Source organism: Chromobacterium sp. HL1 (assembly GCF_057418835.1).
This window is the reverse complement of record NZ_CP162399.1, coordinates 2,284,174-2,298,984: the sequence shown is the minus strand read 5'-3', so window position 1 is coordinate 2,298,984 and position 14,811 is coordinate 2,284,174. Positions and strand designations below refer to the sequence as shown.

General features: G+C 67.5%; 13 protein-coding genes and 1 pseudogene. 4 read left to right on the top strand and 10 right to left on the bottom strand.

What is annotated here, in order from left to right:
• Window positions 1-89: 89 nt before the first annotated feature.
• Genes pcaF through AB1Z25_RS10420 form a run of 3 tightly spaced genes read right to left on the bottom strand, consistent with a single transcriptional unit; the run spans window position 90 to window position 2,633 of the window.
• Window positions 90-1,292, bottom strand: coding sequence for a 3-oxoadipyl-CoA thiolase (gene pcaF, locus AB1Z25_RS10430; RefSeq protein ID WP_486637192.1), 1,203 nt, complete (start codon window positions 1,290-1,292; stop codon window positions 90-92).
• Window positions 1,289-1,948 (bottom strand): 3-oxoacid CoA-transferase subunit B, encoded by a 660-nt coding sequence (locus AB1Z25_RS10425; RefSeq protein ID WP_253314345.1) that lies wholly within the window; start codon window positions 1,946-1,948, stop codon window positions 1,289-1,291. The genes pcaF and AB1Z25_RS10425 overlap by 4 nt, the downstream gene beginning before the upstream one ends.
• Window positions 1,941-2,633, bottom strand: a complete 693-nt coding sequence (locus tag AB1Z25_RS10420; RefSeq protein ID WP_486637191.1) for a 3-oxoacid CoA-transferase subunit A — start codon at window positions 2,631-2,633, stop codon at window positions 1,941-1,943. The genes AB1Z25_RS10425 and AB1Z25_RS10420 overlap by 8 nt, the downstream gene beginning before the upstream one ends.
• A 170-nt stretch (window positions 2,634-2,803) precedes the next feature.
• Between AB1Z25_RS10420 and AB1Z25_RS10415 the strand changes: the two genes are divergently transcribed.
• The 4 genes from AB1Z25_RS10415 (at window position 2,804) to AB1Z25_RS10400 (ending at window position 7,399) form a co-directional block, all read left to right on the top strand.
• Window positions 2,804-3,613, top strand: coding sequence for an IclR family transcriptional regulator domain-containing protein (locus tag AB1Z25_RS10415; RefSeq protein WP_486637190.1), 810 nt, complete (start codon window positions 2,804-2,806; stop codon window positions 3,611-3,613).
• Window positions 3,614-3,717: 104 nt separating this feature from the next.
• On the top strand, window positions 3,718-5,190 hold the full coding sequence (locus AB1Z25_RS10410; protein WP_486637189.1) for a sensor histidine kinase: 1,473 nt from the start codon (window positions 3,718-3,720) through the stop codon (window positions 5,188-5,190).
• Window positions 5,187-5,633 carry a response regulator gene (locus tag AB1Z25_RS10405; protein WP_233246716.1) on the top strand — a complete coding sequence of 149 codons (447 nt, stop codon included), beginning with the start codon at window positions 5,187-5,189 and terminating at the stop codon, window positions 5,631-5,633. Before AB1Z25_RS10410 ends, AB1Z25_RS10405 begins: the two co-directional genes overlap by 4 nt.
• A 5-nt stretch (window positions 5,634-5,638) precedes the next feature.
• Window positions 5,639-7,399, top strand: a complete 1,761-nt coding sequence (locus AB1Z25_RS10400) for a putative bifunctional diguanylate cyclase/phosphodiesterase (RefSeq protein WP_486637188.1) — start codon at window positions 5,639-5,641, stop codon at window positions 7,397-7,399.
• Window positions 7,400-7,436: 37 nt separating this feature from the next.
• Here AB1Z25_RS10400 and AB1Z25_RS10395 read toward each other — a convergent pair whose 3' ends face one another.
• From AB1Z25_RS10395 to cobJ, 7 genes and pseudogenes are all read right to left on the bottom strand, one after another.
• Window positions 7,437-8,729 (bottom strand): cobyrinic acid a,c-diamide synthase CobB, encoded by a 1,293-nt coding sequence (locus AB1Z25_RS10395; protein WP_486637187.1) that lies wholly within the window; start codon window positions 8,727-8,729, stop codon window positions 7,437-7,439.
• On the bottom strand, window positions 8,729-9,331 hold the full coding sequence (cobO, locus tag AB1Z25_RS10390; RefSeq protein WP_107800035.1) for a cob(I)yrinic acid a,c-diamide adenosyltransferase: 603 nt from the start codon (window positions 9,329-9,331) through the stop codon (window positions 8,729-8,731). The genes AB1Z25_RS10395 and cobO overlap by 1 nt, the downstream gene beginning before the upstream one ends.
• Window positions 9,332-9,360: 29 nt before the next feature.
• A complete protein-coding gene (locus AB1Z25_RS10385) occupies window positions 9,361-10,383 on the bottom strand; it encodes a FecCD family ABC transporter permease (protein ID WP_486637186.1) in 1,023 nt (340 codons plus the stop codon).
• Window positions 10,380-11,348, bottom strand: a complete 969-nt coding sequence (locus AB1Z25_RS10380) for an ABC transporter substrate-binding protein (RefSeq protein WP_486637185.1) — start codon at window positions 11,346-11,348, stop codon at window positions 10,380-10,382. Before AB1Z25_RS10380 ends, AB1Z25_RS10385 begins: the two co-directional genes overlap by 4 nt.
• Window positions 11,349-11,602: 254 nt before the next feature.
• Window positions 11,603-12,136 (bottom strand): annotated as a pseudogene (locus AB1Z25_RS10375) (ABC transporter ATP-binding protein); the annotation flags it as partial.
• A gap of 3 nt (window positions 12,137-12,139) precedes the next feature.
• A complete protein-coding gene (locus AB1Z25_RS10370) occupies window positions 12,140-13,246 on the bottom strand; it encodes a CobW family GTP-binding protein (protein ID WP_486637184.1) in 1,107 nt (368 codons plus the stop codon).
• Window positions 13,243-14,787 carry a precorrin-3B C(17)-methyltransferase gene (gene cobJ, locus AB1Z25_RS10365; RefSeq protein WP_486637183.1) on the bottom strand — a complete coding sequence of 515 codons (1,545 nt, stop codon included), beginning with the start codon at window positions 14,785-14,787 and terminating at the stop codon, window positions 13,243-13,245. Before cobJ ends, AB1Z25_RS10370 begins: the two co-directional genes overlap by 4 nt.
• Window positions 14,788-14,811 lie beyond the last annotated feature (24 nt).

The following is a 14,811-nucleotide window of genomic DNA, read 5'->3' as shown; positions in this document are numbered from 1 at the left end:
AAAAATTGGAATGTACAGGTGGTACATGAGCATTTTGAGCTGGTTTTTAACGCCGTATCGCCGAAGCGCAGCAGACATTGAACAGGTGCTCAGACGCGCTCCATGATCAGCGCGATGCCTTGCCCCACGCCTATGCACATGCTGCACAAGGCGTAGCGGCCGCCGCCGCGTTGCAATTGGTAGAGCGCGGTGGCCGCCAGCCGCGCGCCGCTGGCGCCCAGCGGATGGCCCAGGGCGATGGCGCCGCCGTTGGGATTGACGTGTTCGGCGTCGTCCGGCAGGCCCAGTTCGCGCAGCACCGCCAGCGCCTGGGCGGCGAAGGCCTCGTTCAGCTCGATCACGTCCATCTGCTCCAGGCGCAGCCCGGCCAGGGCCAAGACCTTGCGTATCGCCGGCGCCGGGCCGAAGCCCATGATGCGCGGCTCCACGCCGGCGCAGGCCATGGCCAGCACCCGCGCGCGCGGCGTCAGTCCATGGCGTTTCAGCGCGGCCTCATTGGCCAGCAGCAGCGCCGCCGCGCCGTCGTTGATGCCGGAGGCGTTGCCGGCGGTGACGCTGCCCTCGGGCCGCACCACGCCCTTGAGCCGGGCCAGCGCCTCCAGCGAGGTGGCGCGCGGATGTTCGTCGCGGGCAAAGCGCAGCGGCTCGCCCTTGGGCCGTGGAATCGTCACTTCCATCAACTCCTCGTCCAGCCGGCCGGCTTCCTGCGCCGCGGCGGCGCGCAGCTGGCTGCGCAGCGCGAAGGCGTCCTGATCCGCGCGCGAGATGCGGAATTGTTCGGCCACGTTTTCCGCGGTTTCCGGCATCGAGTCCACGCCGTAGCGCTCGCGCAGCAGCGGGTTGACGAAACGCCAGCCCATGGTGCTGTCCTCGATGCGCAGATTGCGGGCGAAGGCGCTGTCCGCCTTGCCCATCACATAGGGCGCGCGGCTCATGCTTTCCACGCCGCCGGCTATCATCAGCTCGGCCTCGCCGCTCTTGAGCGCGCGCGCGGCCTGACCGATGGCGTCCAGGCTGGAGCCGCAGAGGCGGTTGACGGTGCTGGCCGGCGTGGACGGCGGCAGGCCGGCCAGCAGCGCGGCCATGCGCGCCACGTTGCGGTTGTCCTCGCCGGCCTGGTTGGCGCAGCCGTAGAGCACATCGTCCAGCAAGTCCCAGTCCACGCCCGGGTTACGTTGTCGCAGCGCGCTCAGCGGCAGGGCGGCCAGATCGTCGGCGCGCAGGGCGGACAGGCTGCCGCCGTAGCGGCCGAAGGGGGTGCGGATGGCGTCGCAGATATAGGCCTGGCTCATGGCGTCTCTCCTTGGCGGGCGTCGGTCAGGGGCAGCGGCGTCAGCCGCTCTAGTTCTGCGAAATCCAGGCCGGGCACGCATTCGCGCACCAAGAGCTCGCCGTCGCGGAGGTCGATCACCGCCAGATCGGTATACACGCGATGCACGCAGCCTACGCCGGTCAGCGGGTAGCTGCAGGCTTCCACCAGCTTGCAGTCTCCCTGCTTGTTCAGATGCTCCATCATCACGAAGACCCGCTTGGCGCCGATGGCCAGGTCCATCGCGCCGCCCACCGCCGGGATGGCGTCCGCCGCGCCGGTGTGCCAGTTGGCCAGATCGCCGCGCCGCGACACCTGGAAGGCGCCCAGCACGCAGATGTCCAGATGGCCGCCGCGCATCATGGCGAAGGAGTCGCCGTGATGGAAGAAACAGCCGCCGGGCAATAGGGTGACCGGCTCCTTGCCGGCGTTGATCAGGTCCGGATCCTCCTGGCCGGGTTCCGGCGCCGGGCCCATGCCCAGCAGGCCGTTCTCGCTGTGCAGGAAGATGTCCAGTTCCGGCGGCAGATAGTTGGCCACCCGGGTGGGCAGGCCTATGCCCAGGTTGACGTAAGCGCCTTCGGGGATGTCGCGCGCCACCCGCGCCGCCATCTGTTCGCGGTCCAGTCGCTTATGCATGCCGGCCTCCTTGCATGGGCTGGCCGGCGACGCAGACCAGCTTGTGAACGAAGATGCCCGGCGTCACCACGGTTTCCGGGTCCATTTCGCCCAGCGGCAGCAATTGCCCCACCTGGACGATGGTCTGGCGCGCGGCGGCGGCCATGATGGGGCTGAAGTTGCGCGCCGCCTTGCGGTATTGCAGATTGCCCCAGCGGTCGCCGCGCCAGGCCTTGATCAGCGCGAAGTCGGCGTGGATCGGGTATTCCAGCACATAGTCGCGGCCTGCGATGCGGCGGGTTTCCTTGCCTTCCGCCAGCAGGGTGCCGTAGCCGGTGGGGGTGAAGATGGCGCCCAGGCCGGCGCCGGCGGCCTGGATGCGGGCGGCCAGATTGCCCTGCGGCACCAGTTCCAGTTCGATGTCGCCGGCGCGGTAGAGCGCGTCGAAGACCTGGGAGTCCGCCTGGCGCGGAAACGAGCAGACGATCTTGCGCACCCGGCGCGCGCGCAGCAGCGCGGCCAGGCCGGCCTCGCCGTTGCCGGCGTTGTTGTTGACGATGGTGAGATTGCGCGCGCCGTGGTCTATCAGCGCGTCTATCAACTCCGCCGGCTGGCCGGCGACGCCGAAGCCGCCGATCATCACCGTGGCGTCGTCGTGGATGTCGGCAATGGCGGCTGCGGCCGAGCTTACCGTTTTATCTATCATCGACTGTCCTTTGCGGGCTGCGAGCAGCCATGAATGGAAAGGAGTTTGTGCGATTATCGAACTATATGTTTTTAATCGCGCATTCAGCATGCTTGCCGGCCTGCCGCAGGGTCAATACGATGATCGCAATAGTGTGCGGTGATCGCTCAACGACGATAAAAGGTGACAAGATGCAACAGTGGCAAGAGGCGGCGGCCGAGGAGGGCGTGGAAGAGAACTTCAGCGGCGATCCCAACTACATGGCCTCGCTGGCGCGCGGCCTGGCGGTGATTCAGGCGTTCTCGGCGCAGCGCCGCCTGCTGTCCACCTCGCAGATCAGCCAGCGCACCGGCATTCCGCGCGCGGCGGTGCGACGCTGCCTGTACACCCTGGCCAAGCTGGGCTTCGTGGACAGTGAGGACGGCCGGCATTTCGCCTTGCGGCCGCGCATCCTGGCGCTGGGCCACGCCTATCTGGGCTCCACGCCGCTGGCGCGCGCCGGCCAGCCGGTGTTGCGCCACGTCAGCAGCAGCGTCAACGAATCCAGCTCCATCGCCATTCTGGACGGCGACGACATCCTTTACATCGCGCGGGCCTTCACCAGCCGCATCATGACGGTGGATCTGGACATCGGCAGCCGCCTGCCGGCGGTCTGCACCTCGATGGGCCGGGCGATGCTGAGCCGGCTACCCGCCGCGGAACTCGCCCTCTTGCTGGACCGGGCGCGGCTGGTCCGGCACACGCAGCACACCCTGATTGAGCGGCCGGCGCTGGAGGCGGAACTGGCGCGGGTGGCGGAGCAGGGTTACGCCATCATCGATCAGGAGCTGGAAATCGGCCTGCGCTCCATCGCCGTGCCCATCATCGGCGCCGACGGCCGCGCCGCGGCGGCCATCAATGTGGGGGTGCAGGCGGCGCGCGTCAGCCGAGAGGATTTGCTGTTGCGCATCTTGCCGGTGCTGCGCGAGGCCGCGGCGGAACTGGCGCTGCTGGCGGTGTGAGCAGCGCGGCGAGAACGACGCGGATAGGACATCAGAATTAACTGCGCGGCGGAAAACCCTATGCTAAACCTACAGCAATAAGACATAGGCGAAAGCAGGCTGTCATGTCGTTCAAATTTCCGGAAAGGGCGCCCGCCGGCGCTTCCGGCAGTGCCGGGCTGGCCTCCGTGGTGGAGGCCGCTCCGGTGGGCGTGCTGGTGGTGGCGGCCGACGGCCGCATGCTCTACGTCAACAGCGCGCTGGAGAATATGTTTGGCTACAGCAAGGCCCAGTTGCTGGGCCAGCCGGTGGAAATGCTGCTGCCGGCCGATATCCGCGAACGCCATCTCGATTTTCGCCAGCTGTTTTTCTCCCATCCCACGCCCAGAACCATGGGCAGCGGCCGCGAGCTGTTCGCCCAGCATGCGGATGGCCGCCAGTTTCCCATTGAAATCGGCCTCGGCTCCATGCCGCACGAAGATGAAATCTGCGCGGTGGCCTTTGTCAGCGACATCACGCCGCGGCGCCGGCTGGAGCATCGCTTCTCCAAAGTGGTGTCCTCGCTGCCCATCGGCCTGCTGATGGCGGGCGCGGACGGCAAGATCTCAATGACCAACCAGGCGCTGGACGCCCTGTTCGGCTACTCGCCGGGAGAGCTGGCCGGCCAGCCGGTGGAGGTGCTGCTGCCGCAACGCGTGCGGCAGGGCCACCCGGCTTTGCGGGCCGCCTTCGCCAAGGCGCCGGAAGTCCGGGCGATGGGCTCGGGGCGCGATCTGTTGGCCCAGCATAAGAACGGCAGCGAATTCCCGGTGGAAGTGGGCTTGACCCCGCTGGAAACGGAAGGAGAGCGGCTGGTGCTGGCCGCGATCACCGACATCTCCCTGCGCAAGAAATTTGAGGAGACGCTGCAGCAGGCCAACGCCCAGCTGGAGGAGTTCACCTATGTGGCCTCCCATGATTTGCGCTCGCCTTTGCGCGGCATTGCCGACCTGATCTCCTGGATACGCGAAGACCTGGACCCGTCCCAGTTGAGCGCGGACATCGAGAGAAACTTTGTCCGCGCGGAGGAACGCATCGCCCGCGCCGAACGCATGATAGAAGACTTGCTGGAATACGCGCGGGCCGGGCGCCAGGATGAGCGCGTCGAGGAAGTCGATCCCGGCCTGCTGGTGCGCGAGACCCTGGAGCTGCTCGATATCCCCCCTGGCTTTCAAGTGGAAGTGGAAATCAAGGCCCGGCCGTTTCCCGCCGCGCGCACGCCGCTGTCGCTGGCGATCCGCAATCTGCTGTCCAACGCCTGCAAGCATCACGGCGGCGGCAAGGGCGTGATCCGTATCGCGGTGGAGGAGGACGGGCGCTTCAATCTGTTCACGGTGGAAGACGACGGCGTAGGCGTGCCGCCAGGCTCGGAAGAACGCATTTTCAAGCTGTTTCACCGCGCCAGCAGCCAGGCGGAGGGGCATGGAGTCGGCCTGGCGGTGACGCGTCGCATGGTTAATAGCAATGGCGGCACGGTGGTGCTGGATAGAAACGGCACGCTGGGCGGCGCCTGTTTCCGCATCCGCTGGCCGCGGTTTCCGCTCAAGGAGGTGGGATGATGGCAAGCGTGGCGGTAGCGAGCGATATCACGGTTCTGCTGGTGGACGACGACGACGTGGCCATTGAAGGCGTCTTGCGCGGCGTGCGCCGACAAGGGCTTGAATGCAAGATGGTCACCGCCTGCGATGGCCTGGAGGCCTTGCAAATTCTGCGCGGCACGCACGACAGCAAGCGGATCACCAGCCCCTTTCTGATCTTGCTGGATCTCAATATGCCGCGCATGGATGGTTTTCAATTCCTTGAAACCATCCGCGCGGACAGTCAGTTGCGCAATTCGGTGATCTTCGTGCTGACCACCTCCTCGCGGGACGCGGACCGCATGCGCGCCTACGAGGAAAACGTGGCGGGTTATATGATGAAGTCCGCCGTGGGCCCGCAGTTCGTGAAATTGATGGAGCTGCTGCATTCCTACGCCCAGTCCGTGGTTTTGCCCGCTCGGTAATCGCGATGATCGACGAGGTCGAATGCCTGTTGGAAACGCCGCCGCAAGTCAGCGTGCTGGTGGTGGACGACGACGACGTCGACCGCGAGCGCATCATCCGCCTGCTGCACCGAAACGCCCTGTGTTCCCAGATTCTAGAAGCGGACTCCAAGGCCAGCGCCTTGAAGCTGCTGGGCCGGGAGTTGTTCGACTTTGTGTTTCTGGACTTCAAGCTGGACGACGGCGACGGCCGCGAACTGGTGCCGTCCATCCAGCAACGCAACCAATCCTGTCTGATCGTGGCGGTCACCGGCACCGGCAATGAGCGCATCGCCGCCGAGGCGATCAAGCTGGGTGTCTACGAATACCTGCCCAAGTTCGAACTGACCGAGGACCGCCTGCGCCAGACCATCAGCGACGGCGTGCGGGTGGCGGCCATGCAAGCCAAGCTGCGGGAAACCGAACAACTGCTGCAACACCGCAGCCTTTACGACTCGCTGACCGATCTGCCCAACCGCAATCTGTTTCTCGACCGTCTGGATCAGCTGTGCGCCTTGCACGCTCGCAATCAACTGCCGTTCGCCGTGCTGATGATAGACCTGGACCGCTTCAAGGAGGTCAACGACAAGCTGGGCCATCAGGCCGGGGATTTGGTGCTGCGGGAGGTGGGGGCGCGCTTTTCCACCCTGCTGCGCGGCTCGGACACCATCGCGCGCCTGGGCGGCGACGAATTCGCCGCCTTGCTGCTGGAAGTGGATAGCCCGGAGTGCGCGCTGGCGATGGCGGAAAAAGTGGGGCACACGCTGGACGCGCCCATCCTGGTGGGCGAGCACGCCTTGTCGATAGGCGCGTCCTTCGGCGTGGCGATGTGTCCTCAGCACGGCTGCGATCCCGCCCAATTGCTGTCCCGCGCCGATATCGCGATGTATCAGGCCAAGAGCAATCTAGGCGCCGTCGCCTTGTACGCGGGAGAAAACGACAAGCCCTGGCCCAAGGCGGGGCAAACCACCCAGGCCCTGATCACGCAATTGACCCGGGCGATCCAGCAAGGCGAGCTGGAAATGCATTACCAGCCCAAGGTCAGACTGGATACCGAGGAGGTGGTGGGCTTCGAAGCCCTGGTCAGATGGAATAGCCCGGCGCAAGGCCGGGTAAACCCAGACGACTTCATGCCCACGCTGGAGTCATGCAATCTCTTGAGCCGTTTCACCTATCTGACGCTGGACCTGGTGCTGTCCCAGCAACAAAGCTGGCTCGGCCAGCTGCGAAAACCGTTCAAGGTGGCGGTGAATATCTCCGCGCGGATGCTGGAAGACGAACGATTTGTCGAGGAAGTGATGGCGAGGCTGGCGGCCTACAAGATTCCGCCCAGCCTGCTGGTGCTGGAGTTGACGGAAACCGCGCTGGTCATCAACCCGGTCAAGGCCAAGGCGGTGATAGAACAACTGCACGCCCAGGGCGTGTCCTTGTCGATAGACGACTTCGGCGCGGGCTTCACTTCCTTTACTTATCTGAAAAGCTGCCCCATCACCGAGATCAAGCTGGACAAGGCGTTTGCGCAAGAGCTGGAGCCGGGCTCCTTCAACGCCTCCTTGATTCAGTGCATGGCGGTATTCTGCCAGAGCCGCGCCATCGACTTTATCGTGGAAGGCGTCGAACGCAAGGAATACTGGCCGGTGCTGATGCGGCTGGGTTGCCATTTGGGCCAGGGTTTCAGCATCGCCAAACCAATGCCGGCCGCCAAGGTCTTGTCCTGGTGGGATGCCTGGGAACATGGCAAGTCATGAAGGCGAGCCGGCCGCGTTTCGGATCGCGGGCAAGGGCTCAGGGCAGAAACAGGCTTGCCGCGGCGCGGGGGTTGGACGGGAAATAGGCGTGGAAATAGCTGGCCAACAGGCTGCCGCTGCGGTACAAGGCCTCGCCGGTTCCGGCGCCGCTGGCGCGCGTGGCGCGGGCGATCGGCTCCAGCGCCGTTTCCAGCCGGGTGTAGTGGAAGGTGTGGCCGCGCAGCGCGCCGCCGGGGAAGGTCATTTTTTGAAGTCCCAGCCCGCATAGCCTGTCTTGAAGGACCGCGTGGCCGGGCAGCAGGCCCAGCATCGCCGCGCTGTCGCCGTCGCGGCGGGTCAGCCGGTCCAGCAGATAGAGCATGCCGCCGCACTCGGCGTAGAGCGGCTTGCCGGCCGCTATATGTCCATGCAGCTCCGCTTTCAGCGCGGTGTTGGCGGCCAGCGTGTCCAGATGCAGTTCCGGGTAGCCGCCGGGCAGGTAGACGGCGTCGCAGTCTGGCAGTGCCGTGTCGGCCAGCGGCGAGAAGAAGCTCAGCTCCGCGCCCAGCTGGAGCAGCGTTTCGAGGTTGGCCGGGTAGACAAAGGCGAAGGCGGCGTCGCGGGCGATGGCGATGCGCCGGCCGGCCAGCAGTTTCGGCGGCTCGGCGGGCGCGGCGGGGGGGAAGGCCACCGCCGGCGGCAGCGCGGCCAAGGCGGTGGCGGCGATCTGGCCCGCCATGCGTTCGAGACGGACGTCGAGGTCGGCGATCTCCTGGGCCTGCACCAGGCCCAGATGACGCTCCGGCAGCCGCGCCGCCTCGTCGCGGCGCAGCGCAGCCAGCAGCGGCAGGTGCTCAGGCAGTTGTTGGGCCAGCATTTCGGCGTGGCGATCGCTGGCGACATGGTTGGCGATAAAACCGTGAAAGGCCAGGCCGGGGCGGAAGCTGGCCAGACCGTGGGCGACGGCGGCGAAGCTCTGCGCCATGCCGGCGGCGTCTATCACCGCCGCCAGCGGCACGCCGAGCAAGGCGGCCAGATCGGCGCTGCTGGGCGTGCCGTCGAACAAGCCCATGCTGCCTTCGATCAGGATCAGGTCGGCCTCGGCGGCGGCCTTGTACAGGCGGGCGCGGCAATCGTCCTCGCCGTTCATCCACAAGTCCAGGCCATAGACGGTATGGCCGCTGGCCCGCTCCAGCACATAGGGGTCCAGGAAGTCCGGCCCGGTCTTAAAGACGCGGACCCGGCGGCCCTGATTACGGTGATGGCGGGCCAGCGCCGCCGTCAGCGTGGTCTTGCCCTGGTGCGAGGCGGGGGCGGTCAGGAACAACGCCGGGCAGCGCAAGGACGTCATCAGAACTCCACTCCGCGTTGCGCCTTGATGCCTTGCTCGCGGTAGGGGTGTTTGACCAAACGCATTTCGGTGACCAGGTCAGCGGCTTCAAGCAAGGCTTCCGGCGCATGGCGGCCGGTGACCACCACATGCTGCATCGCCGGCCGGGCGGCGAAGGCGGCCAGCACTTCGTCCAGCGACAGGTATTCGTACTTCAGCACCACGTTCAATTCGTCGAGGATCACCATGTCGTAATCCTCGCTCTCCAGCATCGCCAGCGCCTGCGCCCAGCCCTTGCGCGCGGTGGCGATGTCGGCCTCGCGGTCCTGAGTGTTCCAGGTATAGCCTTCGCCCATGGTATGGAAGTCGCAGTTGTCGAAGCCGCCCAGCAGATCGCGCTCGGCGGTATGCAGCGCGCCCTTGATGAACTGCACCACGCCCAGGCGCATGCCGTGGCCGACGGCGCGCAAGCCCATGCCGAAGGCGGCGCTGCTCTTGCCCTTGCCGGTGCCGGTGTTGACGATGAGCAGGCCTTTTTCGCCGGTGGCGGCGGCCTTTTTCTTTTCAAAGCCCGCCTTGCGCTTCTCGGTCATGCGCTGGTGGGAAGCCGGATCGGTTTTCATCGTGTCGTCCTTGTGTGGGGCCGGCGCCGTCAGCGGCGCAGCAGCCAGATAAAGAAGGCGCCGCCGACGGCGGCGGTGCCGACGCCCACCGGGATGTCTTCCGGCGCGATCAGGGTGCGCGCGGCGGCGTCCACCCAGATCAGGAACAACGCGCCCAATAGCGCGCAGGCCGGCAGCAGGCGGCGGTGGTCGGCGCCGACGCAACGGCGGGCGATATGCGGGATCATCAGGCCGACAAAGCCTATCGCGCCGCTGACCGCGACCATGGTGCCGGTCAGCAGCGAGGAGGCGGCGAACACCGCCAGCCGCAGCCGGGTCACGCGTATGCCCAGGGTGACCGCGGTCTGCTCGCCGGCCATCAGGGCGTTCAGCGGCCGCGCCACGGTCAGCAAGGCGGCGAGGCCCAGGCACAGCGCGGCCAGCGGCGCCGGCAGCAGCTCCCAGCGCGCCTGGCCCAGGCCGCCCAGCATCCAGAACAGCACCGCCGAGGCCGAGCGGTGGTCGCCCAGATACAGCATCAGATTGGCCAGGGCCATCAGCAGGAAGGACACCGCCACGCCGGCCAGCAGCAGACGCTCGGCCTGCAAACGGCGCTGGCGCACGGCGATGCCGGTGACCAGCAGGGTGGCCAGCAAGGCGCCGGTGAAGGCGGCCAGCGGCAGGGTGGCGCCGCCCAGCACATTGCCGCTGAACAGCAGCACCGTCACCGCGCCCAGGGTGGCGCCGGAGCTGACGCCCAACAGGTGGGGATCGGCCAGCTGGTTGCGGGTGGCGGCCTGCAAGGCCGCGCCCACCAAGGCCAGGCCGGCGCCGACCATGCCGCCCAGCAGCACGCGCGGCAGCCGCAGCTGCCAGATGATCAGATCCTGGCCCGGCTGCCAGGCCGGTTCCACCGGCAGGCCCAGCTGGTGTAGCAGCACATTGGAACTGACGGCGAATTCAACCGGCGCGGCGCCCAGGCCGGAGGCCAGCGGCAGCGACAGCGCCAGCAGGGCCAGCAAGAGGCTCAGCAAGGGCCAGGCCGGCGGACGGTTGGCGATGGCGCGGATCACTTGGCGAAGACTTCCGGGTGCAGGCCGCGCGCCAGCGCGCTGATGGCGTCGGCGTTGGCGATGCCCGGCGTGGCGCTGTCGTAGGGCAGCACGATGAAGCGCTTGTCGCGCACCGCCGCCATCTTGTTCAGCGCCGGGTGTTTCTGCAGGAAGGCGATCTTTTGCTGGGCGGTGACCTTGCCGTAGTCGATGATCACGACCACTTGCGGATTGCGCGCCACCACGGTTTCCCAGTCGACGCGGGTCCAGCTGGCGTTGACGTCGTTCAGGATGTTGCGGCCGCCGGCGGCCTGGATCAGCGCGTCGGGCATCGCCAGCCGGCCGGCGCTGAAGGGGCGATCCTCGCCGCTGTCGTAGACGAAGACCGACGGCGTGGCCTTGCGTTTGGCGACGCGGGCGGCGACGGCGTCCACCTTGGCGCGCATCTCGGCCACCACTTTTTGCGCGCGCGGCTCCACGTCGAAGATGCGGCCCAGATTATGGATGTCGCGATAAACGTCGTCCAGGCTCGCCGCCGGGCGTTTCATCACATGGGCGCAGGATTCGCTGAGCTCGTAGACATTGATGCCCAAGGGCGCCAGCGAGGCCGGCGTCACCGGGCCGCCCACGCGCAGGCCGTAGTTCCAGCCGGCGAAGAAAAAGTCGGCGTTGCGGGCCAGCAGCGCTTCCGACGAGGGGTAGTCGCCGGCCAGTTCCGGCAGCTTGCCCAGCGCCTGTTTCAACGGCGCGTTCAGCTTGTTCCAGGCGCTGATGCCGGTATAGCCGACCATGCGGTTTTGCAGGCCCAGCGCCACCATCATCTCGGTCAGGTTGATGTCGTGGCTGACCGCGCGCTGCGGCGCGCGCTGAAAGACGACCTTGCGGTTGCAGCTGTCCACGGTCAGCGGGTAGGCGCTGGCGTGGGCCTGGGAGGCCAGCAGCGCGGCCAGGCCGCAGGCGATGAGCGAAGGCGGATTCAGTTTCATAGGTTTTCTTCTTCCAACAGAGTGATGCGGGGGTGGCCGGCCTGCGGGTGGCGGTCCACCAGCGCGCGCACGCCGAACACCTCGGCCAGGAGCCGGGGCGTCAAGACGGTTTCCGGCGCGCCGCTGGCGACGATGCGGCCGTCTTTCAGCGCGTACAGGCGGTGGCAGAAGGCGGCCGCCAGGTTCAGGTCGTGCAGGGTGGCGACGGCGGCGATGCCCAGCCGGCGCACCAGGCGCAGCAGCGATAGCTGGTGGCGCAGGTCCAGGTGGTTGGTGGGTTCGTCCAGGATCAGCAGCTCGGGCTGCTGCGCCAGCGCCCGCGCCAGCAGCGCGCGCTGCTTCTCGCCGCCGGACAGGGTGGCGAAAGGCTGGTATTGCTGCGCCGTCAGTCCCACCTGGGCCAGCGCCTCGTCGACGATGGCGTGATCGGCCGGCGATCCGCCGCGCAGCAGCGACTGGTGCGGAATGCGGCCCATGTCCGCCACCTCGCGCACGGTCAGGCCGAAGTCTTCCGGAAATTCCTGCAGCACCACCGCCACGCGGCGGGCGAAGGCGGCGGCGGACTGAGACCAGATGTCGGCGCCGTCCAGCCTGGCCTCGCCGGCCAGCGGCTTGTTGAAGCGGAAGGCGCAGCGCAAGGTGCTGGTCTTGCCGCTGCCGTTGGGACCGATGACGCCGACGAATTCGCCGGGCCGCACCGTCAGCGCGATGTCGCGCAGCAGCCGGGTCTCGGGCGCTACGGCGGGGTCCGGCGACCAGTCCAGGCCGCATAGTTCCAAGGCGCTCATCGGCTAGCTCCAGTGCGCGCCGGTGATGTCGCGCAGCAGCGCCAGCACCCGTGGGCGGCTGGGGTGGTAGCCGATGAAGACCAGCTGCGCCTGGCGCGGCGCGGCCAGCGTCTCGTCGCGGCTGAGTTCGATGCGGCTGCGCACGCCCTGGGCCAGCAAGCGGCCGGGGCCTTCCGCGCAAGCGGCGAAGCCCTTGATTCTGAGCAGCGGCTCCTCGCCGGCGATGGCCTCCAGCGCCGCGGCCAGCTTGTCGGGGTTTTGCGGCTCCTTGCTGCGTATCATGAACGATTGCCAGCCCGGATCTTGCTCGTGGAAATGCTTGTGGGTGGACAGGCCATGACTGTGCGCGGCCTGGCCGCCGTGGCTGTGACCGTCCAGCAAGGCCTGGTTGGCCAGCGGCCGCATCGCCAGCCCCGGCATGCTGGCCACCGGGCCGTAATGGCGGTGCGCGGCCGGCGCGGCTTCGTGCAGGTGCAGGCCCAGCGTCAGCCGGGTGTCCAGCTTGGCGCCATAGGCCAGTTCGATGAAGCGTATCGACGGCGCTTGCCGGCGCACGGCGTCTTCCGCCGCCAGCAGCGCGTCGGCGGACAGCGCGTCTATCTTGTTCAGCACCACGATGTCGGCGTGCCCCAGTTGTTGCTCGAACAAACCCGCCACCGCGTCGGCCTTGCCGCCGTCGCCGGCCGGCGCGAAATGCCCGGCCAGCAGCAAGGGGGTGTCGACCACCGCCAGCGTGGCGTCCAGCACGAAATAGGGCGCCAGCGCCTCGCTTTGCAACTGGGCCATCACCGCGCTGGGCAGCGCCAGACCCGAGGTTTCGATCAGCACGTGGTCGATCTGCTGGCGGCGCTGCCACAGCGCCAGCATGGTGGGCAGGAAGTCGGCGTCGTCGTCGTAAGCCACCAGGCCCTGGGCGAGATCGTGGATTTCCACGCCGCCGGCGTCGCCGCCGCGCAGCAGGCCGCCGTCTATCGACACTTCGCCGAATTCATTGACCAGGATGGCCAGCCGGCGCTGCTTATTGTTTTCCAGCAGCTTGCTCAACAGCGTGGTCTTGCCGGCGCCGAGGAAGCCGGTCAGCACGGTAACGGGCAGGCGCGGCGCGCTCATGCGGGTTCTCCCGCGGGCAAGGCCGCCAGCACGCCGGCGAAGTCGTCGAAGGCCTGCGGATAATCCAAGCGGGGCCGGTCGATCACGATGAAGGGGATGCCCAGCGCGGCCGCGGCGGCGGCCTTGGCGTCAAAGCCGCCGGCCGCGCCGCCGTCCTTGCTGATCACGCAGTCTATGCCCCAGTCGCGCCACAGCGCCTCGTTGGCCGCCTGCGAGAACGGGCCTTGCATCGCGCAGACGCGTGAACGCGGGATGCCCAGCTCCAGCGCCCGTTGCAGGTGCTGCGGGTCCGGCGCCAGCCGGACGAACCATTCATGCTTGCGGCCGGCGTCGGCGGCGACGAAGCGGTGCAGCTCCTTGCTGCCGGTGGCCAGGAACACGCGCCGGCCGCGCGCCATCGCCAGTTTGGCGGCCGCATCGCTGTCGGCGCAGCGAATGAGTGGATGCGCGCTGGCGCTGGCCGGCCGCTCATAACGCAGATAGGGCAGGGCCAGTTCCTTGGCCAGCGCCATCAGTTGCTGCGACATCTCGCTGGCGTAGGGGTGGGTGGCGTCGACGATGGCGCTGGCCCGGCTGCCGGACAGCAGTTCGCGGCGGCGCTCCACGCCCAGCCGGCCGCTGACGGTGGCGACGCCGGGCGCCGCCTGCTGCGCCTGCTCGCTGCCGTAATCGCTGGCGCTGCTGATCACCACCGGGCGGCCGGTTTCCGCGATGGCGCGGGACAGCGCGTTGCCGTCGCTGGTGCCGGAGAACACCCAGGCCGCGCCGGCGGGCAGCGCGTCGGCCTTCACCGTGTCCTGAGTGTCGTCCCAGTTGAAGTAGCCGCGCGGGGTGAACATCCAGTTCCGTTTGCGGCGGGTGAAGCGGTTGCCGATGACGATGCTGGTCAGCATGTCGAAGCGGCGGGTGCGCAGCTCGGCCAGGGTGACGATTTCCACCGCCTGGTCCTCGCGGTAGGCGTTGCGGACGATGCCGCACAGCGTTTCCGGCTTCTTGTGCTCCAGCATGATGTCCAGGATGCGGTAGACGCCTTCCTGGCGCTGGCGGCTTTGCACGTTGTAGAACACCACCGCCAGATCCGCCTGGGCGATGTGGCGGGCGCGGGTTTCAACCCATTCCCACGGGCACAGCAGGTCGGACAGGCTCAGGGTGGCGAAGTCGTGCGACAGCGGCGCGCCGAGCAGGGACGCGCAGGAGTTGGCCGAGGTGATGCCGGGGATCAGCTGCACGTCGAAGCCGTCGTCCTCGCGCATGTCCTCGTAAGCCAGCGTGGCCATCGCGTAGACGCCGATGTCGCCGCTGGACAGCAGAGCGACCGTTTTGCCGGCGCGGGCTTCCGCCAGCGCCAGCTGGGCGCGCTCGCGCTCCTGGGTCAGCGGCAGGGTGCGGATGTCCTTGCCGGTTATCCACGGTTGCACCCAGGTCAGGTAGAGATCGTAGGACACGATCACCTCGCTCGCCGCCAGCGCCTGGCGGGCGAGATCGGGAATCAGTTCGGCGCGGCCGGGGCCGACCGAGACGAGGTAGAGTTTGCCGGTCATTCTGTCATCCATTGTTGCGTAGGG

Excerpts from the sequence above, each read along its gene's own strand:
- pcaF (WP_486637192.1), bottom strand. The coding sequence starts at position 1,292 with ATGAGCCAGGCCTATATCTGCGACGCCATCCGCACCCCCTTCGGCCGC.
- AB1Z25_RS10425 (WP_253314345.1), bottom strand. The coding sequence starts at position 1,948 with ATGCATAAGCGACTGGACCGCGAACAGATGGCGGCGCGGGTGGCGCGC.
- AB1Z25_RS10420 (WP_486637191.1), bottom strand. The coding sequence starts at position 2,633 with ATGATAGATAAAACGGTAAGCTCGGCCGCAGCCGCCATTGCCGACATC.
- AB1Z25_RS10415 (WP_486637190.1), top strand. The coding sequence starts at position 2,804 with ATGCAACAGTGGCAAGAGGCGGCGGCCGAGGAGGGCGTGGAAGAGAAC.
- AB1Z25_RS10410 (WP_486637189.1), top strand. The coding sequence starts at position 3,718 with ATGTCGTTCAAATTTCCGGAAAGGGCGCCCGCCGGCGCTTCCGGCAGT.
- AB1Z25_RS10405 (WP_233246716.1), top strand. The coding sequence starts at position 5,187 with ATGATGGCAAGCGTGGCGGTAGCGAGCGATATCACGGTTCTGCTGGTG.
- AB1Z25_RS10400 (WP_486637188.1), top strand. The coding sequence starts at position 5,639 with ATGATCGACGAGGTCGAATGCCTGTTGGAAACGCCGCCGCAAGTCAGC.
- AB1Z25_RS10395 (WP_486637187.1), bottom strand. The coding sequence starts at position 8,729 with ATGACGTCCTTGCGCTGCCCGGCGTTGTTCCTGACCGCCCCCGCCTCG.
- cobO (WP_107800035.1), bottom strand. The coding sequence starts at position 9,331 with ATGAAAACCGATCCGGCTTCCCACCAGCGCATGACCGAGAAGCGCAAG.
- AB1Z25_RS10380 (WP_486637185.1), bottom strand. The coding sequence starts at position 11,348 with ATGAAACTGAATCCGCCTTCGCTCATCGCCTGCGGCCTGGCCGCGCTG.
- AB1Z25_RS10370 (WP_486637184.1), bottom strand. The coding sequence starts at position 13,246 with ATGAGCGCGCCGCGCCTGCCCGTTACCGTGCTGACCGGCTTCCTCGGC.
- cobJ (WP_486637183.1), bottom strand. The coding sequence starts at position 14,787 with ATGACCGGCAAACTCTACCTCGTCTCGGTCGGCCCCGGCCGCGCCGAA.